26 protein-coding genes are annotated in these 26,220 nt (G+C 73.1%); 12 read left to right on the forward strand and 14 right to left on the reverse strand.

Features of this window, described 5'->3' with window-relative positions; translation table 11 throughout:
• The first annotated feature begins 27 nt into the window (after positions 1-27).
• Both DB32_RS39295 and DB32_RS39300 read left to right on the forward strand, forming a co-directional pair.
• Positions 28-738 (forward strand): hemerythrin domain-containing protein, encoded by a 711-nt coding sequence (locus DB32_RS39295; protein ID WP_053237788.1) that lies wholly within the window; start codon positions 28-30, stop codon positions 736-738.
• A gap of 224 nt (positions 739-962) precedes the next feature.
• Entirely contained in the window at positions 963-2,330 is a 1,368-nt protein-coding gene (locus DB32_RS39300; protein WP_053237789.1) for a hypothetical protein, read from the forward strand.
• Here the strand turns inward: DB32_RS39300 and DB32_RS39305 are convergent, their stop codons facing one another.
• Positions 2,331-4,019 carry a cation:proton antiporter gene (locus DB32_RS39305; protein WP_053237790.1) on the reverse strand — a complete coding sequence of 563 codons (1,689 nt, stop codon included), beginning with the start codon at positions 4,017-4,019 and terminating at the stop codon, positions 2,331-2,333.
• A 168-nt stretch (positions 4,020-4,187) separates the two neighbouring features.
• On the opposite strand from DB32_RS39305, the gene DB32_RS50125 reads away from it, so the two are divergent.
• Positions 4,188-4,322 carry a hypothetical protein gene (locus DB32_RS50125; RefSeq protein ID WP_275935518.1) on the forward strand — a complete coding sequence of 45 codons (135 nt, stop codon included), beginning with the start codon at positions 4,188-4,190 and terminating at the stop codon, positions 4,320-4,322.
• A 7-nt stretch (positions 4,323-4,329) separates the two neighbouring features.
• Here DB32_RS50125 and DB32_RS39310 read toward each other — a convergent pair whose 3' ends face one another.
• The 5 genes from DB32_RS39310 to DB32_RS39330 all read right to left on the reverse strand — a co-directional run bounded on the left by DB32_RS39310 (position 4,330) and on the right by DB32_RS39330 (position 7,778).
• A complete protein-coding gene (locus DB32_RS39310; protein ID WP_053237791.1) occupies positions 4,330-4,794 on the reverse strand; it encodes a hypothetical protein in 465 nt (154 codons plus the stop codon).
• 4 nt (positions 4,795-4,798) lie between these two features.
• On the reverse strand, positions 4,799-5,080 hold the full coding sequence (locus tag DB32_RS39315; RefSeq protein ID WP_053237792.1) for a hypothetical protein: 282 nt from the start codon (positions 5,078-5,080) through the stop codon (positions 4,799-4,801).
• Between the two features lie 149 nt (positions 5,081-5,229).
• The gene (locus tag DB32_RS39320; RefSeq protein ID WP_075097738.1) at positions 5,230-6,720 is read right to left on the reverse strand and encodes a DEAD/DEAH box helicase; all 1,491 of its coding nucleotides are present in this window, start codon (positions 6,718-6,720) and stop codon (positions 5,230-5,232) included.
• Between the two features lie 47 nt (positions 6,721-6,767).
• Positions 6,768-7,253 carry a cupin domain-containing protein gene (locus tag DB32_RS39325; RefSeq protein ID WP_157070096.1) on the reverse strand — a complete coding sequence of 162 codons (486 nt, stop codon included), beginning with the start codon at positions 7,251-7,253 and terminating at the stop codon, positions 6,768-6,770.
• A gap of 36 nt (positions 7,254-7,289) precedes the next feature.
• A complete protein-coding gene (locus tag DB32_RS39330; RefSeq protein ID WP_053237794.1) occupies positions 7,290-7,778 on the reverse strand; it encodes a hypothetical protein in 489 nt (162 codons plus the stop codon).
• 349 nt (positions 7,779-8,127) lie between these two features.
• Between DB32_RS39330 and DB32_RS39335 the strand changes: the two genes are divergently transcribed.
• Genes DB32_RS39335 through DB32_RS39345 form a run of 3 tightly spaced genes read left to right on the forward strand, consistent with a single transcriptional unit; the run spans position 8,128 to position 10,419 of the window.
• The gene (locus DB32_RS39335) at positions 8,128-8,994 is read left to right on the forward strand and encodes an ATP-grasp domain-containing protein (RefSeq protein ID WP_053237795.1); all 867 of its coding nucleotides are present in this window, start codon (positions 8,128-8,130) and stop codon (positions 8,992-8,994) included.
• Between the two features lie 42 nt (positions 8,995-9,036).
• A complete protein-coding gene (locus DB32_RS39340; RefSeq protein ID WP_053237796.1) occupies positions 9,037-9,531 on the forward strand; it encodes a GreA/GreB family elongation factor in 495 nt (164 codons plus the stop codon).
• A gap of 33 nt (positions 9,532-9,564) precedes the next feature.
• A complete protein-coding gene (locus tag DB32_RS39345) occupies positions 9,565-10,419 on the forward strand; it encodes a hypothetical protein (RefSeq protein ID WP_157070101.1) in 855 nt (284 codons plus the stop codon).
• Here the strand turns inward: DB32_RS39345 and DB32_RS39350 are convergent.
• On the reverse strand, positions 10,404-12,317 hold the full coding sequence (locus DB32_RS39350) for an FAD/NAD(P)-binding protein (protein WP_169791698.1): 1,914 nt from the start codon (positions 12,315-12,317) through the stop codon (positions 10,404-10,406). The two genes, DB32_RS39345 and DB32_RS39350, sit on opposite strands and share 16 nt — an antisense overlap.
• A 165-nt stretch (positions 12,318-12,482) precedes the next feature.
• Here DB32_RS39350 and DB32_RS39355 point away from each other — a divergent pair, with 165 nt between their 5' ends.
• A complete protein-coding gene (locus tag DB32_RS39355) occupies positions 12,483-14,642 on the forward strand; it encodes a beta-glucosidase (RefSeq protein WP_053237799.1) in 2,160 nt (719 codons plus the stop codon).
• Between the two features lie 54 nt (positions 14,643-14,696).
• Entirely contained in the window at positions 14,697-14,927 is a 231-nt protein-coding gene (locus DB32_RS39360) for a hypothetical protein (RefSeq protein ID WP_157070104.1), read from the forward strand.
• On the opposite strand, the gene DB32_RS47670 is transcribed toward DB32_RS39360, so the two are convergent.
• Entirely contained in the window at positions 14,908-15,384 is a 477-nt protein-coding gene (locus DB32_RS47670) for a YchJ family protein (RefSeq protein ID WP_169791699.1), read from the reverse strand. The two genes, DB32_RS39360 and DB32_RS47670, sit on opposite strands and share 20 nt — an antisense overlap.
• Before the next feature lie 215 nt (positions 15,385-15,599).
• Between DB32_RS47670 and DB32_RS39370 the strand changes: the two genes are divergently transcribed.
• Entirely contained in the window at positions 15,600-16,715 is a 1,116-nt protein-coding gene (locus tag DB32_RS39370) for a sensor histidine kinase (RefSeq protein WP_053237801.1), read from the forward strand.
• Positions 16,716-16,734: 19 nt separating this feature from the next.
• Here the strand turns inward: DB32_RS39370 and DB32_RS39375 are convergent, their stop codons facing one another.
• Positions 16,735-17,109, reverse strand: a complete 375-nt coding sequence (locus tag DB32_RS39375) for a response regulator (RefSeq protein ID WP_053237802.1) — start codon at positions 17,107-17,109, stop codon at positions 16,735-16,737.
• A 32-nt stretch (positions 17,110-17,141) separates the two neighbouring features.
• Positions 17,142-18,134: an AraC family transcriptional regulator gene (locus DB32_RS39380; protein ID WP_053237803.1), complete on the reverse strand. Its 993-nt coding sequence runs from the start codon at positions 18,132-18,134 to the stop codon at positions 17,142-17,144.
• Between the two features lie 115 nt (positions 18,135-18,249).
• Here DB32_RS39380 and DB32_RS44745 point away from each other — a divergent pair, with 115 nt between their 5' ends.
• Positions 18,250-18,888 carry a DAPG hydrolase family protein gene (locus tag DB32_RS44745; protein ID WP_075098134.1) on the forward strand — a complete coding sequence of 213 codons (639 nt, stop codon included), beginning with the start codon at positions 18,250-18,252 and terminating at the stop codon, positions 18,886-18,888.
• A gap of 135 nt (positions 18,889-19,023) precedes the next feature.
• Here DB32_RS44745 and DB32_RS39385 read toward each other — a convergent pair whose 3' ends face one another.
• Both DB32_RS39385 and DB32_RS39390 read right to left on the reverse strand, forming a co-directional pair.
• Complete coding sequence (locus DB32_RS39385) at positions 19,024-20,460, reverse strand: serine/threonine-protein kinase (RefSeq protein WP_053237804.1); 1,437 nt, start codon at positions 20,458-20,460, stop codon at positions 19,024-19,026.
• Positions 20,450-22,009, reverse strand: coding sequence for a serine/threonine-protein kinase (locus DB32_RS39390; protein WP_053237805.1), 1,560 nt, complete (start codon positions 22,007-22,009; stop codon positions 20,450-20,452). Before DB32_RS39390 ends, DB32_RS39385 begins: the two co-directional genes overlap by 11 nt.
• Positions 22,010-22,188: 179 nt before the next feature.
• Between DB32_RS39390 and DB32_RS39395 the strand changes: the two genes are divergently transcribed.
• Together DB32_RS39395 and DB32_RS39400 are read left to right on the forward strand one after the other, a co-directional pair.
• Positions 22,189-23,961 carry an OPT family oligopeptide transporter gene (locus DB32_RS39395; RefSeq protein ID WP_053237806.1) on the forward strand — a complete coding sequence of 591 codons (1,773 nt, stop codon included), beginning with the start codon at positions 22,189-22,191 and terminating at the stop codon, positions 23,959-23,961.
• A 39-nt stretch (positions 23,962-24,000) separates the two neighbouring features.
• The gene (locus tag DB32_RS39400) at positions 24,001-24,957 is read left to right on the forward strand and encodes an alpha/beta hydrolase family protein (RefSeq protein WP_053237807.1); all 957 of its coding nucleotides are present in this window, start codon (positions 24,001-24,003) and stop codon (positions 24,955-24,957) included.
• 4 nt (positions 24,958-24,961) lie between these two features.
• On the opposite strand, the gene DB32_RS39405 is transcribed toward DB32_RS39400, so the two are convergent.
• Together DB32_RS39405 and DB32_RS39410 are read right to left on the reverse strand one after the other, a co-directional pair.
• On the reverse strand, positions 24,962-25,498 hold the full coding sequence (locus tag DB32_RS39405; protein ID WP_083458340.1) for a response regulator: 537 nt from the start codon (positions 25,496-25,498) through the stop codon (positions 24,962-24,964).
• Positions 25,499-25,642: 144 nt separating this feature from the next.
• The gene (locus DB32_RS39410) at positions 25,643-26,170 is read right to left on the reverse strand and encodes a hypothetical protein (RefSeq protein WP_157070109.1); all 528 of its coding nucleotides are present in this window, start codon (positions 26,168-26,170) and stop codon (positions 25,643-25,645) included.
• Positions 26,171-26,220 lie beyond the last annotated feature (50 nt).

The raw sequence follows: 26,220 nt of genomic DNA on the forward strand, positions 1-26,220 counted from the left end.
ACCGCGGGCGAGGAGACCGAGAAGGCCATGACGACGACGACTTCCCACCAGCGCCCGAGCTTCTACCGCGAGGTCCACAAGGGCGTTCGCGCGATGCTGGCCTCGCTGGTGGAGCGCGCCGGCCGCACCGACTTCGGCGACGCGGGGAACATCACGCGGCTGCGCAACGAGACCACCGAGATCTTCGCGCTGCTGGAGTCGCACGCGCACCACGAGGACGAGCACGTCGGACCGCTCCTGCGCAGCTACGCGCCCGTCACCGCGGCCGAGCTCGACGCGGCCCACGTGGAGCACCACGAGCGCATGCGCCTGATGGTCTCGACGCTGGTCGCGGCCGAGCGCGGTGGCCCGCGCGCCGCCGATCTCGGGCACGAGTTCGTCGTCGCGCTCTCGCGCTTCGCGGGCGAGCTCGCGCTGCACATGGCGGACGAGGAGGAGCTCGCGATGCCCGCGCTGTGGGCCGCGCTCGACGACGCGCGGATCGACGCGGTCCACCAGGCGCTCGTGCGGTCGATCCCGCCCCAGACGGCGTTCGCGTTCTACCGCTGGATGCTGCCCGCGGTGAGCGCGCCGGAGCGGCTATACATGCTCGCGGCGATGCGCGCGGGCGCGCCTCCGCAGGTGTTCGACGCCGTCGTGGCGCTCGCAGCGCGGGTGCTGAGCGCCGAGGACTTCGCCGCCCTCGCGCCGGTCCTCGGGGTCGCGAAGCCCGCCGGTCGCGTGTCCCACGCAGCGTGAGCGATCGCGTTTGACACGCCGCGTCATGCGCGCGACGTTGTCCGACCGTGCCTCACAAGTCCGTTCTCAGCGCTCACTGCTCGTCGTTTTTCGGCCTCTTCGCGGTCGTCTCGTCGTTGCTGACGGTGAGCGGCTGTGCGCGCGGCGGCGCCGATGGACGGGACGCGCGCCCAGCTCAATCCCTCGACGCCGGCCCCGCGATCGACGCGGCGAACGACGCGGGAATGGGCGACGACGCGGCCCCCGCGCCGATCGACGCCGCGACAATCGACCCCGACGACGCGGGGGATCTCGATGCGTCCTCGAGCATCGCCGACGCCTCGACGAGCGACGCCGGCACGGTCGATCGCTGCGCGAGCGTCGACTGCGCCGGCCTCGACGGCCCGTGCGTGGTCGGCGTCTGCGACCCGCTGAGCGGCGCGTGCCGCGCCCAGCCGCGCGCGAGCGGGACCGGCTGCGACGACGGCGATCGCTGCACCACCGGCGACGCGTGCAGCGCGGGCACCTGCGCCGGCACCGCGCTCGACTGCACGTCGATGGACGGGCTCTGCGCGCGCGGCACGTGCAACGCCGCGACCGGCGCGTGCGTCGCGACGCCCGTCGCGGACGGCACGTCGTGCGATCCCGACGCGACGGACTGCGTGACCCAGACGTGCCGCGCCGGCACTTGCGGCGCCGTCGTCGCGAGCGACTGCACGGCGTGCGGCGGCGGCGTGTGCGCCGCGGGCACGTGCGGCGCGGCGCCCTCGGCGCTGCACTACGGCTTCGAGGCCGGGCTGCCGAGCGGATGGACCGTCGGCGGCGCGGGCGGCTGGGTGATCGACGGCTCGCGCGTGCTCTCGGGCGCGATGGCCGCGCACAGCGGAGCGACGGGGAACGGCGCGACCTCGTCGATGCGCGCGAGCTTCACGGTGCGCGAGCGCTCGCTCGTCACGTTCCGCCTCTCGACGTCGAGCGAGCGCAGCTACGACTGGCTCGAGGTCGCGGTCGACGGCGTCGACCAGTGGGGCTGGTCCGGCGAGACCGCGTGGATGCAGGCCGCGGTCGTGATCCCCGCGGGGACGCACGTCGTCGAGTGGCGCTACGCGAAGGACTCGAGCGGCGCGCAGGGCAGCGATCGCGTGTGGATCGACGACGTGCGCGTCGAGCACCTCCAGCCGAGCGCGGACTTCGAGAGCGGCGTGATGCCGAGCGCGTTCACGACCTCGAGCACGACCGGCTGGGTCGTCGACGGCAGCAGCGTGCACGCGGGCGCGTTCGCGGCGCGCAGCGCGGCGATCGGGAACGACGGCGCGTCGACGCTCTCGCGCCTCGTGTCGCTCGGGGCCGCGGGCGAGCTCTCGTTCTGGGTGCGCACCTCGACCGAGCGCGACTACGACGTCCTCGAGCTCTTCGTCGACGGCACCGCGCGCGGCGAGTGGTCGGGCGAGACCGCGTGGACGCGCGTCAGCGTCGCGCTGAGCGCGGGCGAGCACCTGATCGAGTGGCGCTACTCGAAGGACGGCAGCGACGTCGCGGGCATGGACCGCGTGTGGATCGACGACGTCGCGACCGGCGAGGCCGCGGGCAGCGGCGCGATCTGCGGGCCCTGATCAGATGCGCTGCGCGAGCTCCTCGCGGACGCGATCGCGCGTCCGATCGAGCTGCTCGCGCGTCGCGCCGAGGCGATCGAGCAGGACCTCCGCCATCGCCAGCGCGACCTCGGCCTCCGCGGTGACCACCACGTCGGCGCCCGCGGCGCGCGCCGCGCTCGCCTCCGAGAGGTACGGCGCGCGCGCGATCACGCGGAGGTCCGGGCTCAGATCGCGCGCCGCGCGGATCACGGCGTCCGCCGGCGTGCCCACCGCCGCGAACACCAGGGCGCGCGCCGTCCGCACGCCCGCCTGCTCCAGCACTTCCTTCTGCGCCGCGTCGCCGTAGATCGCGCGCACGCCCTGCTCGCGCAGCGCGCGCACCGTCTCGACGTTCAGCTCGAGCACCGTCGCCGCCACGCCGTTCTCGCGGAGCAGATGCACGAGCGTCTCTCCGACCGGGCCGTAGCCGACGACGATCACCGGGTGCTCCGCCGGCTCGGGCGGGGGCCCACCGGGGGCGGCGTCGGTGTCGGGCCAGCGCGCGGCGAGCCACGGAAGTACCCGGAAGATCAGCGGATTCAGCGCGATGGTGAGGATCGAGGTCGCGACCAGCACCTGCATCGCGTTGGGCGGTAGCAGACCGAGCTCGCCGCCGAGCACCGCCACGATGAACGAGAACTCGCCGATCTGCGCGAGCGCGAGCCCGACCGTCAGCGCGGTGCGCCGCGGCCTGCGCAGCGCGCGCACCACGACGAACGCAGCGACCGGCTTGGCGATCAGCACGATCGCGAGCGTGGCGAGGATCGGCAGCGCGTTCATCGCGAGCTCGCCCGGGTCGAGCAGCATCCCGACCGAGACGAAGAAGAGCACCGCGAACGCGTCGCGCATCGGCAGCGCCTCCGATGCCGCGCTGGTGCTGAACTCCGACTGCCCGACGACCATCCCGGCGAGGAACGCGCCGAGCGCCATCGACGCGCCGAAGAGCACCATCGAGCCGACCGCGATCCCGAGCGCGATCGCGAGCACCGTGAGCGTGAAGAGCTCGCGCGAGCGAGTGCGCGCGACGCGACCGAGGAACCACGGCAGCGCGCGCCGTCCGACGACGATCGTGAACACGACGAGCGCCGCGAGCTTCACGACCGCCACGACGAGCGCCCACAGGACACCCCCGACGCTCTGTGCCTCGCCCGAGCCGAGCACCGGCATCAGCACGAGCACGACGACGGTGAACAGATCCTCGACGATCAGCCACCCGACCGCGACGTGCCCCGCCGGGGTGTGGAGCGCGTCGTTGTCCGAGAGCACGCGCGTGAGCACGACGGTGCTCGCGACGGAGATCGCCACCCCGAACACCAGTCCCGCGGCGATGCTCCACCCGAACGCGACCGCGACCACCACGCCGAGCGCCGTCGCCACCGCGATCTGCACCGCCGCGCCGGGGATCGCGACGGCGCGCACGGCGAGCAGATCGCGCGCGTGGAAGTGCAGCCCGACGCCGAACATCAGGAGCACGACGCCGAGCTCCGCGAGCTGCTCGGCGATGTGGCTGTCCGCGACGAAGCCCGGCGTGAACGGGCCGATCGCGACACCGGCGAGGAGATAGCCGACGATCGGCGAGATCCCGAGGCGCTGCGCACCGAGGCCCGCGAAGAGCGCGGCGACGAGGCCACCGGTGATCGTGAAGACGAGAGGGAGCTCGTGAGGCATGCGTCGGGCGCTCGTGCGCAGATAGGGCGCACGAGCGGTGGAGACAAGCGCGAACACCTCCCGCGACGCATCGGTAATTCCGATGGGTGCTCCGCGTTTCTCCGCCGTGGACGGACGGCGTCCGGGCCCCAGATCCCATCACGCGCCGGTCGCGGAGAGGAGCTGGTGGTGCCCGACGCGCAGTCTTCGTTCGTCGTCCGAGTCGTGTTCCTGCTGGCGATCGCGGTCGCGGGCGCCGGCGTGCTGCGGGTCTGCGCGCCGAGCTCGCCGAGCGCGAGCGCGGTCGAGACCGGCGCCGAGTGACCCGCGCTCAGCTCATCGCGTTGCGCGCGGCGCGCTGCGCCATGACGATCGCGCGGCGCGCGTAGCCCGCGTGCTCGGCGAGCTCGTGGTCGTCGTAGAGCGTCGCGAGGTCGTCGGCGCACGACTCGGCCGCGTGCGCGGCGGCGACACGCAGCTCGGGCTCGGCGCGGCGATCGACGGCGAGGCCGAGCAGGCGCGTGAGCGCATCGGAGAGCGCGCGCTCCGCCGCGGCGTGCGAGCCCGCTGCGCGCTCCAGCGAGGCGAGACGATGCGCGGCGAGCGCGAACGCGCGCACCGCGGCGCGCGCCGCGGCGACCGGACGGCGCGCGTCGACGACCTCGAGCAGGCCCGACAGCGCGCGCTTCGCGCGGTTGGCCTCGACGAGGCGCGCGCGCGCGAGGTGCTCGACGAGCGGCATCGAGCACGGGTGCTCGGCGAACGCGGGGAACGAGGGCAGGAGCTCGGTGCGCATGGGCTCACTCCGCGGCGTCGGCGAAGGTGTCGTCGCCCTCGACGTCGTGAGCGCGACGGGCGTGGGTGAGCAGCGCGGCGAACGCGACGTCGTCCGCGCTCGTGCGCGGCGCGGCGGCGACCCGTGCGAGCGCAGCCGTCGCGAGCGCGCGTGCGGCGTGCCGCATGCCGAGCGACTGGGCCTCGTCGGCGAGCTCGATCAGCGCGCGGGCGCACCGACGCGCCGAGTCGGGGCGGGCCGAGTCGGGGCGGGGAGCGGAGCGATCGGGCGTACGCGGATCGGACAAGGCGGCCTCCTTCCCTCGGACGGGTCGGAAGCTGCGCTAGTTGAGAACGATTGTCAATCGCAGAGCCGCGACGACCCGCCCGATTCACCAACGAAAACGGGCGCAGACGAGGTCTGCGCCCGTTCGCGGGTCGTTGAAACTGGGTGGGCTCAGCGCGTCGGAGCGCCCTGCGCCTCGGGCCGCGGCCCACCGGGCCGGCGCCCGCGACCGCCACGGCGACGCTTGCGACGCCGCCCGCCGTCACCCGGCTGCGCCGCCGAGCCACCCTCCGCGGCAGCGCTCCGCTCGCCCGCCGGCTTGCGCTCGACGATCGGGCCTTCGCTCTTGCCGCGCGACACACGCTCGACGATCGGACCGCGCCCGCCGCCGCCCGGTCCGCGCGAAGGTCCGCCTCCGCGCGCGTGCTGCGGCCGTCCACCGCCGCCACCGCCGCTCGGACGCTGGGCGGGGCGCGGGCCCGCACCGCCCCCGCCGCGACGCGCGAGATCGGTCATCGGCGGCAGCGGCTCGCTCGGCGGGTACGCGTGCTGCTCGACGCGCGGCACGTGCTTGCCGATCAGCCGCTCGATGTCGACGAGGTACGGGCGCTCCTCGCTCTCGCAGAACGAGATCGCGATGCCCGCCGCGCCCGCGCGCCCGGTGCGACCGATGCGGTGCACGTACGTCTCGGGGATGTTCGGCAGGTCGTAGTTGATCACGTGGGTGATCCCCTCGACGTCGATGCCGCGCGCCGCGATGTCGGTCGCGACCAGCAAGCGCAGCTCGCCGGTGCGGAAGCCGGTCATCGCGCGCTCTCGCGCGTTCTGCGACTTGTTGCCGTGGATCGCGGCGGCCTTGAGCCCCGCCTTCTCGAGCTGCTGCACGACCTTGTTGGCGCCGTGCTTCGTGCGCGTGAAGACGAGCGTGTGCTCGATCGCCGGATCCTTCTTCAGCAGGTCGACGAGCAGGCGCGGCTTGTTGCCCTTGTCGACGAAGTACACGTGCTGATCGATGCGCTCCGCGGTCGACGAGACCGGCGTCACCGCGACGCTCACCGGATCACGCAGCAGCGAGTCTGCAAGCGCGCGGATGTCGGGCGGCATCGTCGCCGAGAAGAAGAGCGTCTGGCGCTCGCGCGGGAGCTTCGCGATCACGCGCTTCACGTCGGGCAGGAAGCCCATGTCGAGCATGCGATCGGCCTCGTCGAGCACGAAGATCTCGACGTCGGCGAGCTTCACGTGGCCCTGGTTCATCAGGTCGAGCAGGCGGCCCGGCGTGGCGATCAGCGCGTCGACTCCGTCGCGGAGCTCGGCGATCTGCGGCTTCTCGTTGACGCCACCGAAGATCACGGTGTGCCAGAGGTCGAGGCCCTTGCCGTACGTCGTGAACGAGTCGCCGATCTGGATCGCGAGCTCGCGCGTGGGCGTGAGGACGAGGGCACGGAGCTTGGGCTCGTCGCCCGCGCTCGCGTCGAGGCGCTGCAGGAGGGGCAGCGCGAACGCTGCGGTCTTGCCGGTGCCGGTCTGCGCGCATCCGAGGACGTCGCGGCCGGCGATGGCGGGAGGAATGGCCTCGCGCTGGATCGGAGTCGGCGTCTCGTAGCCGGTCTGTTCGATCGCGCGGAGGAGGGGGGCCGAGAGGCCCAGGTCACGAAACTGCACGCGCCTAGGTCGCACGGATCGGCGGGATTGCAAGCGGGATCTCGCGATCAGCGCGTCCAGTGACACTCGGGGCGCGTGCGCGCGAAGTGTGCGTCGTACTCAAGATCTTCGGCGTAGAACGCGCGTTCTTCGGGGTTGCGCTCGCCGACGATCACGAGCGTGCACTCCGTGTCGCCGCGGTTCACGAAGGTGTGCGCGATGCCGGTGCCGGGCGGGAACGCGACGAAGTGGCCCTCGCGCAGCGTGATCTCGCGGGCCTCGCGGCCGGGCTCGATCACGCGCACGTGGCAGGTGCCGGAGACGACGTAGATCAGCTCTTCTTCGCGCAGGTGGGCGTGGGTGAAGCTGGTGCGCCGTCCCGGGAGCAGGCGCTCGACCGAGAAGCCCACGCGCGTCGAGCCCGCAGCGCGTCCGAGGTCGCGATAGAGCGAGAGCTTCTCCGCGTCGAAGGGCGCGGGATACGTGCCCTCGACCTCCGGCACGTCGTCGCGGTGCACGACGTACGAGGGGAGCGCGTCGTCACGATCGGCCATGCGCGCGATGTGCACGCACGATGCGGCGCCCGCAAGTCAGGCCGCGACGCGGGTGCGCGGACCGATCGCGCCGCGGACGCGGTCGAGCACGCGGCGCTGCTGCGACGGATCGAGCGCGCCGGTGCAGCGCAGCAGCGCGCGTCCTTCGCGATCGATCACGAGCACGTTGCTCTCGCCGCGCACGAACGAGAACGGCGCCGCGGTCATCGCGCCCTGCCAGTCGAAGAGGATCTCCACGCCGATGGTGCGGGCGATCGCGGCGATCGCGGCGCGCACGACGTTGCGCGCAGGCGCGAAGTCGAACGCGTTGACGTCGCCGATCGCGACGATCGAGAGCTCGCGGCCGAGCTCGCGATCCTGCGCGATCGCGCTGAGCGCGTCCTTGAGCGCGCGGTTGTCACCCAGGTGATCGCGGTCCTCCCAGAAGACCACGACGACGCGCCCGCGGTGCTCCGAGAGGCGGCGGCGCCCGCCGGAGGACGACTCGAGCTCGATGTCGAGCGAGGAGATGTCGCAATTCGGCATGATAGACACCTTGGGTCACGGAAAAACATGGACAAGACCTGGACAGCTTGGAGCGCACGCCGAGCCGGGCGCCGCCCCCGTGCATCGGAGGCACGACCGGGGCGCGACGTGACAGCGCGTGTGATGGGGCGGGTTGCGAACCACGTGCCGCGACCGCCCGCGGAGATCGCGGGCTGCGCGTGGCGGCAGCGAGATCGTGGAGCGCGCCGGGCTCCCTCTTCCGCCGATGGGGAGCGCGCACCCCGTCGGGCTGCGGCCTGTTTGTCGTCGATCGCCGCGGAAAGAACAAGCCTCGATCTTTCCCCGCGATTGGCCACCTTCACCGGCCCTTTTCGACCGAGGAGGTGTCATGTCGAGACTCGCGATCTTGTTCGCCCGTCCGCGCGCCGAGCAGGAGATCGAAGACGACTTCGAGGCCGAGGCGCTCGCGGCGGAAGAGCTCGGGATCGAGGCCCACGAGATCGATCTCGATCTCGTCGTCGACGGTGACGCGGAGCGCGCCTGCGCGCGGCTGCCGCGCGGGCGCGACTGGCTCCTGCGATCGTGGATGTTGAAGGAGGACGAGTACGAGTCGCTCGAGGAGGGCGTCGACGCGCGGCGCGGGCGGCTGATCACCGACGCGCGCTCCTATGCGCGCGCGACGTATCTGCCCGAGTGGTATCCGGAGCTCGAGGACGTCACGCCGGCGTCGCGGTGGATCGAGGGCGCGGATCTCGACGAGGCGTGGGACGCGGCGCGCGCGCTCGGCGACGGGCCGTGGATCGTGAAGGACCACGTGAAGTCGGTGAAGGAGCAGTGGCTGGACGCGTGCTTCGTGCCCGAGGGCGCGGAGCGCGCGCGCTTCGACGCGGTGTGCAGCGCGATGATCGAGGCGCGTGGCGATCGCTTCGAGCGCGGCATCGTGGTGCGACGCTTCGTGCGGCTGCGCGAGCTCGGATATCGGATGCCCGAGCGCGCGGTGAGCGACGAGCACCGGCTCTTCTTCTTCGAGGGCGCGCTGATCGCGCACGCGCCCTATCACGACGTCGAGGTCGTGCCGCTCGACGTCGGCCCGCTGCGCGCGCTCGCGAAGCGCGTCGACTCGCCGTTCTTCACGATCGACGTCGCGCGCACGAGCGACGGCGGATGGACGGTGATCGAGGTGAACGACGGCGGGGTGTCGTGGCTGCCCGCGCAGCTCGATCCGCGCGCGCTCTACGAGCGCATCGCCGCCTGATGCGCGCGAGCGTCGCTCGCGTGCCATCCTCGCGCTCCGGTGATGACGAAGCTTCCCGACAAGAGCGCGGTGAGAGAGGCACTGCGAGCGGCGCTCGCGAGCACGCTCGCGATGCTCGCGCACGCCGCGAAGGACGCGGCCGAGGGCGCGACGCACGAGGAGAATCGCTCCGAGGGCGACAAGGACATGCGGGCGACCGAGCAGAGCTACATCGCGCGCGGACAGGCGATGCGCGCGGAGGAGATCGCGGAGGAGATCGCGCGCCTCGACGCGACACCGGTGCGCGCCTTCCGCGACGACGAGGCGATCGCGGCGGGCGCGCTGGTGCGCGTGTCGATCGACGGCGAGGACGAGCGCGTGCTCTACGTCGTGCCGTGGGGCGGCGGCACCGAGCTCGACGTCGGCGGCACGCGCGTCACCGTGATCACGCCGGTCTCGCCGGTCGGCCGCGCGCTCTGCGGGCGCTCCGCGGGCGACGACTTCGAGCTGACGCAGCGGGGCGCGGTGCGCGAGTGGGTGATCGAGGACGTTCGCTGATCGGAGCGGCGCGCGGGGACTACGTGCGGGCACATGCCCACTCGAGTCGGCGATGTCCTCGGGCGCGCGGGCGGTCTCGTCCTGGCGCCGCTCACTGCCACGATCAGTGCGGTGCGCCGTGCGCGGATGTTCCATCCGCGTGGCATCGCGCTACGCGCCGACGTGCGGCCGCGCGCTCGCCTCGCGCCGTGGGACACGATCGCGGAGCGGCTCCGTGGGCCGGCGCTGGTGCGGCTCTCGAGCGCGTGGTGGAAGCACGGTGAGATCAAGGACGTGCTCGGCATCGCGATCCGCTTCACGCGCAGCGAGCGGATCAGCCCGCGGCCGGGCCCCGGGGATCAGGATCTCCTGTTCGCGACGATCCGTCGGCCGTGGACGATGCCCTTCGCGCCGCTCACGACGCGCGTGCACGACTTCTTCGCGAACGAGTACTTCGCGGTCTCGCCGTTCGAGGTGCACGGCGCGGGCACGGTCGAGTGGCGCCTCGTGCCGGACGGCGCGATCGACGAGGGCGCGACGCGCGAGGAGAAGCTGGCGATCGCGATCGCGCGCGGCCATGCGCGGTTCGTGCTCGAGGCGCGGCCGTATCGGCGGCTGATCGATCTGGGGCGCCACCGTCATTGGCATCCGGTCGCCGACGTGGTGCTGCTCGAGCGCGTGACGATCGAGGACGAGATGCTGCGCTTCGATCCGTTCCGCGCAGGGCGCGGGATCCGTCCCGCGGGGTTCGTGCAGTCGCTGCGGCGCGCGACCTACGCCGCGAGCCAGTGGGCGCGCGCGCGCGCGACCGGTGTCGACGAGCACGGGGACGCCGCGCACGTGGTCGTCGATCTCGAGAAGGAGCGCGCGCGCCGCCACCTCGAGGGACACCGTCACGCGCGTGCGTGAGCGAGATGCTCGAGCAGCACGCGCGCGGCGTCGCGCGCCTGCTCGCGCAGCTCCGGCACCGCGGTCGACTCCCAGAGATCCGGCTTGCGCAGCGTGCCGATCACGACGAGATCGCCGCGCGCCCGATCGCCCTCGCGCGCGCGGCCGTGCTCGTCGGTGCGAACGCCGAGGCCGAGCCCGTCGAGCTCGAGGTGCTCCGCGCGGATCAGCGCGCCGAGGCCGGGCGCGCCGGCGAGACGCGCGCCCGAGCCTGGGCCGGTGCAGTTGACGATCCACGCGGTGCGCAGCGAGTGCGGATCGACCGCGCCGCGCGCACGCACGTCGAGCGTGACGCCCTCGTCGTCGGCGCGCGCCGCGAGCACGCGCCCCGCGAGCGTGCGGAACACGCCGCGCGACTCGAGCTCGTGGAGGATCGCGGCGACGGGCGGCGCGACGCGGTGCCGGCGCACCTCCCAGTACGCGCGCGCGTGACGCAGCAGGCGCGCGGCCTCGCGCTCCGGGAGCGCACGCCAGGTGCGCGCGGTGTGCGGCCGCAGCCCGTCGATCACCGCGCGCCAGTCGTCGGCGCGCGCGATCGCCGCGCGCAGCTCGCGCACCAGCGTGCGCGCGGTCGGGCCACGGTCGATCAGCGGATCGAGCCACTCGCTCGGATCGATCGCGCGCACCGGCACGCTCGCGTGCGACGCCGGCGCGAGCCCGCGGCGCGAGATCGCGACGACCGGAGCCTCGCGCAGCGAGCGCGTGATCGTGAGGAGCACGTCGATCGCGGTGAGGCCGGTGCCGAGCAGCACGACCGGCTCGTCGGGCGCGATCGCGGAGAGCGCGAGCGAGGCCCAGGGATCTTCGATGTAGCGCGAGCGCGAGCCCGACCAGCGATCGCCGATCGGGCACTCCGGCGGGCGATGCCCCGTCGCGACGACGATCGCGTCGGCGTCGATCGGCGCGCCGCCGTCGAGCTCGAGGCGCCACCGGTCGGCGTCGCGACGCACGTCGTGCACCTCGGCGCGCACGATCTCCGCCGTGACGTCCTGCGCGGACTCCGCGGCGACCTCGAAGAACGTGTCGCGCACGTACTCGCCGTAGAGGCGGCGCGGCAGGAAGTCGGTGGGCGCGACCGCGGGATCGCGGCGTCGCGCCCACGCGAGGAAGTGCTCGCGGCGATCGGGCCAGGCGCTCATGTTCGACGCCGGGACGTTCAGGAGGTGTCGCCCGTCGGCGGTCCGATACGCCGCGCCTTCGCCGAACGCGGCCTGGCGATCGACGATCACGACGTGGAGCGCGCGGTCCGACTGGCTCGCGAGCCGCACGAGGTGCGCGGCCGCGAGCGTGCCCGAGAACCCGCCGCCGATCAGCGCGACCACCGGTGCGCGCGCGGCGCGGCGGCGCGAGAAGATCGGCAGCGCGCGTGCCTCGCTCGGTCGCGCCGCGAAGCGCCGCAGCTCGGGCAGCGGAGGTGCGTAGACGTGCAGCGTGACCAGCAGCGAGCCGTCGCTCGCGTCGTTCGAGAGCGCGTGCACCTCGGTCGTGGTGTCGACCGCGACCTCGCCCTCGCGGAGCTCGCCGCGCGCGCACGGATCGACGAGCCCGTCGGGCGCCGGCGCGTACCGCGTCTCGTGCACACCGCCGCGCATCACGCGCAGCGCGCACAGCGATCCCGCGTGGTCGTGAGGCGCGCTCCGTTGCCCGGGGCGCCACGTCATCACGAGCATCTCGAACGCGTCGGTGCGCGCGATGCGGCGGCGCGTGTACCCGTGCTCGCCCGGCGACACGAACGGCGCGACGTCGTCCCACTCCAGCTCCGCGCCCGCGAGCAGCGCCATCGCGTCCTCGCGTCGGACCTGCGCGCCGAGGGCCTCGAAGCGCGCGATCAGCTCGCGCAGGCGAGATCGTTCGGACATCGACACGCGGCGCAGCATGCCGTGTGCCCGATCGCCCGTGCGTCTCGATGCGCGTGCCCGCCGCGTGGAGCGGGCGCGAACGCACGCAGCCCGCGACCCGTGATGGGTCGGCCATCACCGGTGATGGGCACCACCCGAGACCGTGCCCGTGATACGTGTCCGCGCATGCGTTCCGCGCTCCTTCGCTTCTCGCCGCTCGTCATCGCCTTCTCGCTGCTCGCGTGCGATCCACGCGACAACGCGCCCGCCGACGCGGGCACCGACGCGGTCCGCGACTACCGCGCCGAGCCGTTCGAGCCGACCGACGCGACGCGCGCGTACTGCGGCGACGCCGACGACGACGCGATCGAGGCGCGCATCACCGAGATCCTCTCGACGCTCACCGTCGACGAGAAGGTCGCGCTGATGCACGGGAGCGGATACTCGTCGAGCGACCGCGCGTGGCGCGTGCCGGGCAACGAGCGCGTCGGCGTGCCCGGCTTCCGCATGCTCGACGGGCCGCGCGGCCTGAGCCGCTTCACGCGCGTGCCTGCGACCGCGTTCCCGGTGGCGATGATGCGCGGCGCGACCTGGGATCCCGCGCTCGAGCGCGACGTGGGCGCGGCGATCGCGCGCGAGGTGCGCTCGATCGGCGTCGACGTGCTGCTCGCGCCGACGATCAACGTGCTGCGACATCCGCGCTGGGGCCGCGCGCAGGAGACGTACGGCGAGGACTCGCACCACATGGGCGAGCTCGGGGTGGCGTTCGTGCAGGGCGCGCAGGCAGAAGGCGTGATCGCGAGCGCGAAGCATTTCGCGGCGAACAGCATCGAGAACACGCGGCACGAGGTCGACGTGGTGATCGACGAGCGCACGCTGCGCGAGGTGTACCTGCCGCACTTCCGGCGCGTGGTGATCGACGGGCGCGTCGGATCGGTGATGAGCGCGTACAACCGCGTGAACGGGCTCTATTGCGATCAACAGTCGCACTTGCTGACTGACATCCTCCGCGGAGAGTGGCAGTTCGCGGGGTTCGTCGAGTCCGACTGGGTGCTCGGCACCCACGGTGACGTGGACTCGCTGCGCGCCGGGCTCGACGTCGAGATGCCGTTCGGTCCGAATTTCCGGCGCCTCCCGGCGGCGATCACGAGCGGCGCGCTGGACGAGCGCGAGCTCGACGCGTCGCTCCGGCGCGTGCTGCGCGCGCAGCTCTGCTTCGGGCTCGACGAGCGGCAGCGGCCCGTCGACGAGCCATCGGTGCGCGGGAGCGCGGAGCACCTCGCGCTGGCGCGCGAGGTCGCCCGGCGCGGGATCGTGCTGCTGCGCAACGACGGCGGGGCGCTCCCGATCGCGCCGGGCGCGACGTCGATCGCGCTGCTGGGGCGCAACGCAGACGCGGAGAACATCGGCGATCTCGGCTCGAGCAGCGTGATCCCGCAGGGCGTGGTGACCGCGCTCGAAGGGCTCGGAGAGCGCGACGGCGTGACGGTCACGCACGTGCCGGGCACCACGCTCGACGCCGCGGGCGAGGCCACCGTGCGGGCCGCGGACGTCGTGGTGATCGTGACCGGGCTCGACTCCGACGACGAAGGCGAGGCCGACATCGCGGCGGGCGATCGCGAGAGCCTCGCGCTGCGCGCCGAAGAGGTCGCGCTGATCCGCGCGGTCGCGGCGCTCCACGATCGCGTGGTGGTCGTGCTCGAGGGCGGCTCGGCGATCACCACGGGCGAGTGGGACGGCGACATCGAGGCGCTCGTGCTCGCGTTCTATCCCGGCAGCGAAGGCGGGCGCGCGATCGCCGACGTGCTCTTCGGCGACGTGTCGCCCTCGGGGCGACTGCCGTTCTCGATTCCCGCGCAGGAGTCCGATCTACCGGAGTTCGACAACGTCTCTCACACGGTGGACTACGGATATCTGCACGGATATCGACACCTCGCCGCGAACGAGACGCCGGCGCGCTATCCGTTCGGCTTCGGGCTCTCGTACTCGACGTTCACGCTGTCGGAGCTGGCGCTCTCGTCCGAGCGCACGACCGCGACCGGCACGATCACGGCGACGGTGCGCGTGACCAACACCGGCACGGTGCGAGCGCGCGAGACCGTGCAGGCGTACGTCGGTGCGCGAGGCTCGAGCGTGACGCGCGCGCCCTACGATCTGCGCGCGTTCGCGCAGGTCCAGCTCGATCCCGGCACGAGCGAGACGGTGACGCTCGCGGTGCGCGCGGAGGATCTCGCGTACTGGAACGAGACGTCGTCGCGCATGGAGGTCGAGGCGATCGAGTACGAGCTGCGGGTCGGCACGCACGCCGAGGACGCGCGGCTGACCGCGACGTTCCGCGTCGAATGATGTCGGGGTGCGCCCCGACACCTCGTGCCCGATCGCGCGTCCAGGATGGAATTCGTGGACGTACGACACCCCGTCTCGCAGCGGCTCAGCAAGTGGGGACTGGTGCACGGCTGGCTGGTCGCGCACGGCGCGCGCCGGATCGCGATGCGCGCGACCGCCACGGGGTTCCTCGTCAGCGCCGAGGACCCCGTGCTCGGGGAGCACGCCGAGGCGGTGGGGATCGACGAAGATCCGTCGTCCGCCGCGTGGCGCGCCATCACGCGCCTCAACGGGACGCCACGCTGAACGTCGCGATGCGGAGCGCGTCGAGATCGCCGGCTGCGCGCTTCGGCATCGAGCGCCCACCGACGTAGCGCCATCCGCCATCGTCGACCGCGAAGCTCGAGAGCTCGACGAACGACGCGTCGCGACCGGCGACCGCGACGTCGACCGCGAACAGCACGCGCGCGATGCCGTCCGCGTCGGGCCCGTCGCGATCGAGGATGCGCAGCCCGCGATACCGCGCGCGCTTCACGTGCTTCTCGAGCGACGCGACGAAGTCACGCTCGGGGCGCGCACGATCCTCGTGGTCGCGATGCAGCGTCCGATAGAGGAAGCGAGGCTCGCCGAGGGCGAACGCGGCGTAGCGCGCGCGCATGAGGCGCTCGGCGTCCGGAGGCTCGGCGCCCGCGTGGAACGGCGCGCAGCACATCGCGTACGTCGCGTTGCTGCCACACGGGCACGCATCGTCGGGTCGTCGCACGGCCGCGGAGCGTAGCCGAACGCCACGCTCGCTGGCGAAATGCCACGATTCGGCGTCAGAATGCGGCCTGTTGGCATTGGCGCGCCGTGTGCTCAGATCCAAGCTCGAAGCGAAACGCCACACCGATCGACCGCCAAACCGCCGGGCACGGCAAGCGGGGCGATCGGCGTGGAAGCGCCGAGGTGCGCTTCCGCGCGGCAGGAGGTCCAGTGCGGATGTCCACCGGTCCCATCACCGCAATCCGTTCTCCCAGCATCGACTCGATCGTCCGCGACGATCGCGAGGCGCTGATCGCGCGCTGGCGCGAGCGGGTGCTCGACGACGTGCGCATCCCGAGCGCCCAGTCGATGCCTCCCGCCGCATGGCTCGACGACGTGCCGGTGCTGCTCGACGTCATCCTGCGCGCGCTCGAGCTCGCGACCGACGACGTCGACGCGCTGATGCGCGAGACGTGGCTGCGCGAGGCCGCCCATGCGCACGCACAGTCGCGCATCTCGCACGGCTACGCGGTCGACGAGGCGCTCCGCGAGCTCTCGCACCTGCGGCTCGCGATCTTCGATCGCCTGATCGAGCGCGGCGAGACCACGGAGCTGCGCGCGCTCACGATCGTCGAGCACGTGCTCGCGGAGGCGATCGCGACCGCGGCGACGGAGATGGAGCGCCTCACCCGCGACGGAGATCGCGACGCGCACGATCGCCGCATCGGCATCGTGTCGCACGACCTGCGCAACCCGCTCCACGCGATGCGCAGCGGCGCCGAGCTGCTGCTCGCCCACGGCGTGCTGGGCAAGCCCGAGCGCGCGATCGCCGAGCGGATCCGGCGCTCGGCGCAGACGATGGCGCAGCTGATCGGCGATCTGCTCGACGACGCGCGCGTCGCGGTCGGCATGACGATCCCGATCGTCGCGCGCCCGATGGACCTCGCGCCGTGCCTCGGCGGCGCCGTCGACGAGATCCGCGCGTCGGCACCGGGGCGTGCGATCGAGCTGCGCACCGAGGGTGATCTGCGCGGCGAATGGGACGGCGCGCGCCTCGCGCAGGCGATCGGAAACCTGCTCTCGAACGCGCTCCGCCACGGCGACGCGCGCCAACCGGTGCGGGTCACCGCGCGCGGCGAGCCGACGGAGGTCTACGTCGAGGTCTGGAACGCCGGCCCGCCGATCCCGGCGGAAGAGCTCGCACGCGCGCTCCGTGGCCAGGCGTCGGCCCACGGGCTCGGTCTCTCGATCGCGCGCGAGATCGCGCGCGCGCACGGCTCCGAGCTCCGCATCGACTCGGATGCGACGCGCGGGACGTCCGTGTGCTTCCGCCTGCCACGCGATGCGGTGTGACGGTCGCGGCGCGTGACGGTCACAGCAGGTGCGCGAGCTCGCGCACGACGATCTCGGGATCGATCGGCTTCGGGAAGAAGCCGACGTACCCGGCGTCCGCGATGCGCCCCGATCGCTCGAGGCGCAGGTCACCCGAGAGCGCGAACGCGGGCACGCCCGCGAGCGTCGGCGTGTCGCGCAGCGCCCGCAGGAACGCGAGGCCGTCGAGCCCCGGCATGTGCACGTTGCTGACGACGACGTCGGGTCGCTCGCCGCCCGCGAGCTCGAGCGCCTCGCTGCCCGTGCGCGCCTGCGCCACCGACGCCCCTTCGTACTCGAGGTAGAGCGCGAGGATCTCGCGGCCGTCGTCGTGATCGTCGACGAGGAGCACCTTGAGCGTGTCGAGACGCGGCATGTGCGACGAGGATACCAGAGCACCTCGTCGCGTCACGCGCGACGCCACGCGCCGGGTGTGGTCCCGGTCCATCGGCGGAACGCACGCGTGAACGTCGTGGCGTCTCGGTAACCGAGCGCGAACGCGATCGCACCGACGCTCCGGGCCGGATCTTCGACGAGCGCGAGCGCACGTTGCCGGCGTGTTTCGTCGAGCAGCGCGGCGACGCTGGTGCCCTCCACGGCGAGGCGGCGATGGAGCGTGCGCGACGACGTGCCCAGCGTGCGCGCGAGAGCGTCGGCCGAGGGCTCGCCGCTCGCGAGCGCGGCCGCGATCTCGCGGCGCACGCGATCCGCGATCCGATCGTCGTCGCCGAGCTCCGCCTCGAGCGCGCCCGCGCGGCGCACGAGGTAGTCGCGCAGCGCGGGGTCGGCGCGCACGTTGGGCCGCGCGAGGATCGACGCGTCGAGCACGAGCTCGTTCACCGCGGCGCCGAACGCGAGGTCGCGGGTGCCGAACAGCGCGAGGTGCGCTGCGATCGACGGGGGCGCGGGATGCTGGAACGCGACGCGACGCGCGTCGATGCGGGCGCCGACGAGCGCGCGCAGCGTGGTGATCGTCGCGGCGGCCTGGCACTCCGCGGGATGACGGAGCCGCGCGAAGCGCGCGGGCAGCGGCTGCACGACGTGCGCTTCGTCGTGCTCCACGTGCAGTCTCGGCACCGCATCCTCGAGCACGAGCCGACGAAAGCGCTCGAGCACGGACCACGCGTCGCCGACCGTCTCGGCGCGCGACATCGCGTGGCCGACCACGCCGAGCGCCGCTGTCCCGAGGCGCTCGCCGAGCTCGAGGCCCACGTCTCCGCCGAGCGCGGCGATCTCCTCCCAGAGGCGCGCGTGCACGGCGAACGGGATGCGCGCGTCGGGATCGCTCAGCGCGCTCGCGTCGATGCCGGCGCGCGCGCGGACCGCACGCTCGTCGCGCCCGAGGCGCGCGAGCGTCGCGAGCAGGGTCGCAGGCAGCGCAGCGAGGACGGTCGCGGGCACGGACGCCAGCTTCGCACGGCGAGCGATGACCGAGATCGATCGATGGCGACCGAGGTCGATCGATTGGCGGCGACGGACGGGGCGCGCGCTCGGGAGCGCGCGCATCGTGATCGGCATGACGCGACCGCTTCCCGACCCGATCGTGGTGCCCTGGACGATGAAGCCGCTCGAGTCCGCGCCGGTGGCGCGCCTCGACCATCTCGACGACGGCCGCATGCACCTCTCGATCGTGCACGACGTGCTCCACGGCGTGACGCCCGAGATGCTGCGCTGGTGGTTCCGCAACATGCACGGGGCGATGGAGATCGAGGGCCGCGCGTACCCGCGCTACCGCGTGTGGCACCCGCTCGATCACGTCGAGCACGAGTACGTGCGCAACCCGCCGGGTGGCGCGGGGCCGGGCTCGATCTTCCACATCCACGAGGTGCTCGGGCGCAACCCCGCGTGGCGCGTCGACGTGCTCACCGACGTGACGCGGCTCGACGTCGGTGGCTTCGCGCACCGGCCGCGCCTGCACGGCATCCGAGGCCTGGTGCGCATGGACTACGCGTTCGAGCGCGTCGCGGGAGGCACGCGCTACGTGAACTCGATGACGATCGGAGCGCCGGTGCCGCCCGCGCTGCGCGGAGTGAACGCAGCGCTGCTGCGCGTGGGGTTCCCCGAGGAGAAGGGGCGCGCCTGGCTGAAGCACAACGTCGAGGAGGTGGGGAACTTCGAGTTCTTCCTCCCTGCGCTCTACGCGGCGCAGAAATGAGCCCGACTCATTTCCGAGCCGCCGAGGAGAGCAGGCGCGGGAGCAAGAACACGGAGAGTGTCCTTTGATTCTGCGAGCTGCGCGTGCCGTGCTCTCCGAGGAGCGAGCGAGAGCGGTCGACGTGGTCTTCTCTCCTCAGACGCGCGATTCGTCGCGACACGCCGCGAGCGCCTCCGCGACCGCGCTCGCGTCGGGCAGGCGATCGGTGGGCTCGATCGCGAGGCAGCGCGCGAGCACCGCACGCGCGTCGTCGGGCACGTCGGGAAGCGCGCGCACGAGCGTCGGGTCGTCCATCAGCGCGCGCATCGAGACCGCGCCGTCCACGTCGAGCGGTGAGCGACCGGTGAGCGCGTGGAACAGCACCGCGCCGAGCGCGAACACGTCGGCGCGCGCGTCGAGGCTCGCACCCTGGCGCTGCTCGGGCGCCATGTAGCGCGGAGACCCGGCGATGCGCGCCGCGCGCGTGCTCTCGATGCGCGGCTCGGACCCCGCGCCGATGCGCAGCGCGAGCCCGAAGTCGATCAGCTTCACGCGATCGGGATCGGCGGGCGACGAGCTGAGCATCACGTTCTCGGGCTTCACGTCGCGGTGCACGATGCCCGCGGCGTGGGCCTCGGCGAGCGCGCGCGCGATCTGTCGTCCGACGTACAGCACGCGCGCGATCGACATGGGTCCTTCGCGCTCGACCACCTCGGCGAGCGTGCTGCCCGCGACGTGCTCCATCGCGCAGTAGAGGCGACCGTCCTCGGTGCGCCCGCGGTCGACGAGCCGCACCGTGCCGGGGTGCGAGAGCGACGCGAGGATGTCGATCTCGTTCGCGAGGCGCGCGCCCGCATCCCCGCGCGCGAGCTTGAGCGCGACGGGCCGGCCGAGCCCGGGGTGCTGCGCGAGCCACACCTCGCCCATGCCGCCCCCGCCGAGGCGCTCACGCAGTCGATAACGTCCCACGCGCTGCGCCTCGAGCGCGCGGCGCCGCAGCGCCCACAACGACTCGCCGCCGTACACCAGGAACGCGCCGCTCAGCGCCGCGAACCCGAGCGAGAGCGCGAGCGGCACCCACGCGCCGGGATCGTCGTAGTACGCGGCGTTGCGGTGCGTCAGCACCTCGGTGACCACGAACGCGATCGGGTACGCGAGCCAGGTCGCGCCGAGCGAGACGAGCCCCGCGCGCCACGGGCGCGGCACCGTGATGCCCTGCGCGAGCAGCGTGCACGAGAGGAAGATCGGCGTGGGCCCGCCCGGTCCGTGGTTCAGCGCGGCGAGCCCCACCGACGTACCGACGAAGAGCAGCGACTCGTAGACGCGGAGCTGCGCCGGCGTCGGGCGCAGGAAGAACCCGACGTAGCCGGCGAGCTGGATCGACGTCGCGAGCACGCGCGCGATCGTGAACTCGGTGTACGAGAGCCCGAACGTCTCGGTGACGACGACGTCGTTGGGGATGCCCACGACGTTCCACAAGAGGAGCCCGAGGCCGAGCACGCGCTGCAGGCGCGCGACGTTCGCGTCGTGCGCGCGCGCGTCGGGCGCGATCGCGTCGCTCGTCTGCACCGGACCGAGCGTCTCAGCCCGCATCGGCGATCCTCGTGGGCACGTCGTCGCTCGGCGGATGGCTGCGCGGTCGCGCGGTGATCGGTCGCGGACGATGGCGCGACGCGAGCCCGGTCTCGGCGAGCGCCCGCGCGAGCTCGCCCGCGTCGGCGAAGCGCGCCGCGCGATCGCCGTCGAGGCAGCGCGTGACGAGGGCCTCGAGCGCGATCGGCACGTCGGCGCGGCGCGACGAGAGCGGCAGGATCGTCCCTGCCGCGTGGGCCGCGACGATCGCGAAGATCGTCGGCTCTTCGACCGGCGCGGCGCCCGCGATCGCGAAGTAGAGCACCGCGCCGAGCGCGTAGACGTCGGCGCGCGCATCGACGGGCTCGCCGAGCGCCTGCTCGAGCGACATGAAGCGCGGCGTGCCGACGAGCGCTCCGTCCGCCGTGAGCGCGCCGTCGGCGGCGAGGCTCTTCGCGATGCCGAAGTCGAGCACCTTCACGACGTCGTGCTCGCCGCCCTGCGACGTGACGAAGAGGTTCTCGGGCTTCACGTCGCGGTGCACGAGCCCGCGCGCGTGCGCCTCGGCGAGCGCACGCGCCGCCTGCAGCACGAGGTACGTCGCGCGCTCGGGCGAGAGCGGCCCCTCGCGCCGCACCAGCTCCGCGATCGTGCCGCCCTCGAGCAGCTCCATCGTGTAGTAGAGGTGCCCGTCGTCGGTCGTGCCGCAGTCGAGCACGCGCACCGTGCTCGGGTGCTCGAGCACCGCCGTCGCGCGCACCTCGCGCACGAAGCGCGCGCGCAGCGACTCGTCCGCGCGGTCACGCAGGATCTTGAGCGCCACCGCCCGCCCGAGCCCGGGATGGAACGCGCGGAACACGGTGCCCATCCCGCCCTCGCCGAGCTTCTCCTCGAGGCGATAGCGACGTCGCTCGCGCGCGACGAGCACCTCGCGGCGGATGTGCCACTGCACGTGCATCCCCGAGCCCGCGAGCAGCGCGCCGACGAGCTGCGCGATCGCGCTCTCCTGGAAGTCGGCGGCGAGGCGCGGGTCGTCCCATTGCGCCGCGAGCGAGCCCGCGAAGCGCGAGGCCACGAGCAGCGTGATCGGCCACGCGAGCGTCGTCGCGACGAGCCACGGCCACGACCGACGCGCCGGCAGCGGCAGCGCGATCGCGAACGCGGTGAGCACGCACAGCACGCCGTGCGCGAACGGGCTCGTGATCCCGCCGTGCGCGATGCTCACGAGACCGCTCGCGATCGCCGGCACGACCACGCCGGTCGCGAGCACCGCGCGCTGCGCGCGATCGTCGAACGTGGCGCGCTGCGCGATGCGGAGCGCGACGACGATCCCCATCCACCCGGCGAGCTGCGGCGCCACGAAGCTCGCGAGCGACGCGCTCTCGCCCAGCGCGATCGGGAGGTAGACGAGCGCGACGATCGGCCAGAGGATCGCCGACGCCGCGAGCACCTCGCGCAGGCGGGTCACGTCGAGCGCGCGCTCTTCCGCGCGCACCGCGGCCTCGCTCTCGCCGTCGAGCGCGCCCGCGGTCGCGAGCCCTTCCGAGCCGCGCGCGTCGCTCCGGGTCATCTCGCGTGCATCTTACGCGAGTTTCCGCAGCAGCCGACGAATCCTCTGTGACGGCTCACTGGACGCGCGCATCGGCTCGCCCGCCGGTCCTCCCGTCCGCGCGCTTCGCGCGCTCCCGTCCGGGACCGACGGGACGAGCACTCCAGCAAGTATCGCCGCGCGCGATAGAGTGCGCGCCGATGACGAACGCGAAGGCCGCCGAGGCCGAGCTCACGTGGCGCGCGGTGCTCACCGGTGCGGTGCTCGGCGGGGTGCTCTCGCTCTGCAACATCTACAGCGGGCTGCGCATCGGCTGGGGCTTCAACATGTCGATCACCGCGGCCCTGCTCGGCTGGGGCTTCTGGCGCGTGGTCGGCGGCGCGACGCGCGCACCGGCGTTCACGAAGCTCGAGAACAACCTCAACCAGACGGGCGCGAGCGCGGGCGCGTCGATCTCGTCCGCGGGCCTCGTCTCCGCGATCCCCGCGATGACGATGCTCACCGGGCGCGAGCTCTCGTACCCGGAGCTCGCGTGCTGGCTCTTCGTGATCGGCATGGTCGGCGTGACCGTCGGCATCGCGCTGCGACGTCAGATGATCGAGGTCGACAAGCTGCCCTTCGCAAACGGGATCGCGTCCGCGGAGACGCTCGACAAGATGTACGCAGCGGGCGCGGACGCGGCGCGCAAGGTGCGCGCGCTCGTGGGCGCGGGCGCGCTCGCGGCGCTCACCAAGACGGTGCTGCACTTCGCGCACGTCGCGAGCGTCGCGGTGCCGGGCTCGCTCGCGGTCGGCGCGCGTCGCGCGAGCATGATGAACCTGACGGTCGCGATCGATCCGTCGCCGCTGATGATCGCGGTCGGCGCGCTCGGCAGCGTGCGCACCGGGATCACGATGCTCTGCGGCGGGCTCTTCTCGTGGCTCGTGCTCGGCCCCTGGGTGATCGCGAACGGATGGGCCCAGGCGGGCGCCGACGATCCGACGCAGTCGTGGTTCGGCCCGATGGTGCGCTGGCTGCTGTGGCCCGGCGTGTCGATGATGGTCACGTCGTCGCTCACGACCGTCGCGCTCTCGTGGCGATCGATCGTGCGCACGTTCACCGGCGGCAGCGTCGACGCGAGCGAGGACGGCGCGACGCGCGTCATGGTCGACGAGGTCCCGCGCCGCGCGTACCTCGCGCTCGTCGCGGTCGTCGCGGTGCTCGCGGTGATCGGACAGATCGTGCTGTTCGACATCGCGTGGTGGGCCGCGCTCGCCGGTGTGATGCTCTCGTTCGTGCTCGCGGCGGTCGCGGGGCGCGTGTCGGGCGAGACGACGCTCACGCCGGTCGGCGCGATGGGCAAGGTCACGCAGGCGGCGTTCGCGGTGCTGCAGCCGGGCAGCGTGACCGCGAACCTGATGGCCGCGAACGTCACCGGCGGCGCGGCGGCGCAGTGCGCGGAGCTGCTGCACGATCTGAAGACCGGCGTGCTGATCGGCGCGTCCCCGCGACGTCAGGCGATCGCGCAGACCGTCGGCGTGCTCGGCGGTGCGATCGCGGGCAGCGCCGCGTACCTCGTGCTGGTGCCCGATCCCGCGCGCCAGCTGCTCACCGACGAGTGGCCCGCGCCCGCCGTCGCGACGTGGCGCGCGGTCGCCGAGCTCTTCGCGCAGGGGATCTCGTCGATGCCGACCGGCGCGCTCGAGGCGATGGCGATCGGAGGCGTGATGGGCATCGTGCTCGCGGTGCTCGAGCGCGCGCTGCCGAAGAAGTACGCGTCCTTCGTGCCGAGCCCGGCGAGCCTCGGGCTCTCGTTCACGATCCAGGCGTGGACCTCGTTCTCGCTCTTCTTCGGATCGATGCTCGGATGGGCGCTGCGTCGCTGGGCGCCCGAGTGGTCGGAGCGTTATCTGACGGTCGTCGCGTCGGGTGTGATCGCGGGCGAGAGCCTCGCCGGCGTGGCCATCGCCATCCACGCGATCCTCGGCGGATGAGCCCTTGCGGCGCGCGGCGCGCACGCTCAAGAGAGGAGCATGCGTCGCGCGATCGTCGTCGGGTGCGCGCTCCTCGCGCTGGGATGTGTGCTGCCAGCGCCGCGCAGCGTGCGCCTCGAAGCGGACGCGTCGACGCTGCAGCCGCTCGCGCGGCTCGGTCGATGGGACGGCACGCGCTTCGTCGCGGTCACGCCGGGGTCGCTACCGCCGAGCCACTTGCGCGTGGTCGTGCATGGTTGGGCGCCGGGATGGGGACGCGCGGTGCGCAACACGCCGAGCCTGCTCGCGTGGGACGCGATCGACGCGCGAGGGCGGCGCTTCGAGCCGTGGCTGCGCGAGCTCGCGCAGACGCTCGCCGCCCACGATCCTCACACGATCGTGGTCGCGTACAGCTGGCTCGACGACGCGGCGACGGGGCGGTTCCCGCTCGCGCAGCGCGACGCGGCGGCGCACGTGAGGCCGCACGGTGCGCTGCTCGCGCGCGCGATCGAGGCCGCGACCGCGCCCGAGTTCGAGGCGCACGGTGGGCAGGTGCACCTGCTCGGGCACAGCTACGGCGCGCGCGTCGCGAGCGAGGCCGCGGTCGCGATGGAGCACGCGCCCGCGCAGCTGACGCTCTTCGACGCGCCCGATGCGCCGCTCGTGTGGGTCACGGGATCGCACATGCATCTCGCGGAGCTCTTGCCCGCGCTGCAGATCGGATGGGGCGCGGGACGCACCTTCGTCGAGAACTACGTCGCGATGGTCGGCGCTCGCTACACGAGCCAGCCGCTGGGGCTCGGCGCGCTCGTCGAGGTCGCGCTCGCACCGCCGCACGGCGCGTTCGACTATCGGCATCGCCACAACTACCCGATGCGCTTCTACGCGAGCACCGCGGGCACGTCGTTCGGGCTCGGTTGGTCGCCGCTGACGCCCGGCGCGCAGGCGCCGGCGCCGGGATGTTGGGAGCAGCGCTTCGGAGAGATCGCGCTCGACCGCGGCTGCTCCGGGCTCTGAGCGATCACTCCTCGCGGCGCGGATCGCGCTTCCAGTCGTCGGGCGGGAGCTCGATGAGCTCGCGCGCGACGGGAAGCGGCTCGGGCGCGGGATCGGTCGCCCGCTCGGCGCGCCGCCGCGCTTCGTCGGAGAGCGCCGCGCGCACGACGTCGATCAGCCGATGGCCGTCGACCGGCTTCGCGACGAAGTCCGCGCCCAACGCGCGCGCTCCTTCCGCGACGTTGCCGTCGCGGTCGTGGGCCGAGACCATCACGACCGGCAGCGCGTCGCCGCCGTCGGATGCGCGGATCTTCCGGACGAGGCTGAGCCCGTCCTCCCCGGGCATCGCGTAGTCCGTGACCACCGCGTCGACCTGGAGCATCCCGAGCAATGCCTCGGCCTGGGCGACGCTCGACGTGACGATCGAGCGAGCGCCGATGAGACGTAGGCATTCCGCGAACATCTCCGCGGTGTCGATGTGATCGTCGACGATGAGCACCATCGGCACCGACGTCAGACGAAGGCGCGGAACCGACGACGAAGCGTGCTGTTGGTCCGACATATGTGCGCAATTCTACTCCCGGATTGGCGCCATATCGCTCCGGACGTCCCGAATCACAAATCGTGATCATCAGGAGTCGGGCGTCTGCGCACTGCCACGCTGATTGGCACACATACGGCCGCGCCGACTGGCGCGCTGCGAGGCTCAGCCGCCGATCAGAGCGGGGCAGTCGCGGCGCATGCGCTCGCAGGACGCGGGCTCGGGCTCGGTGCGGATCTCGTCGAGCGCCTCGCGCTGCGTGGCGTCGTCGAGCACGGCGCACGTGGCGAACGCGTGGAGGCGCGAGTCCTGGCGGATGCGCCAGCTCGTGCAGGCCTCGTAGTCTCCGACGGTCGCGCGGCAGCTCGTGGGCGGCGGGAGCGCCGTCTCGCAGACGTCGATGTCGACGACCGGCGTCCGGGTGATGCACTCGACGCGCGCCGTCTCGCAAACGCCCGAGTCGGTGCCCAACGCGAGCGCGGTGAACGCGCACTGGAGCTCGATGCGCTCGCGCACGGGCAGGTGCTGCTCGAGGAACGCGGCCTCGGCGTCGCAGATCGCGCGCGCCTCCTCGAACGAGACGTCGCCGTATGGTTCGTCGGGCGCGACGCCGGAGTCGAACGTCGCGGGCGCGCACCCGATCACCAGCGCGATCATCGACGACGGGAGCACGCGGGAGAGGTTCGAGGGCACGCGTCGCGCTCGCCGTGTCGGGTGGTCCACCCTGCCGGAGATTCTTCCCA

The organism is Sandaracinus amylolyticus, from assembly GCF_000737325.1.
In the GTDB taxonomy this organism is placed as follows: domain Bacteria; phylum Myxococcota_A; class Polyangia; order Polyangiales; family Sandaracinaceae; genus Sandaracinus; species Sandaracinus amylolyticus.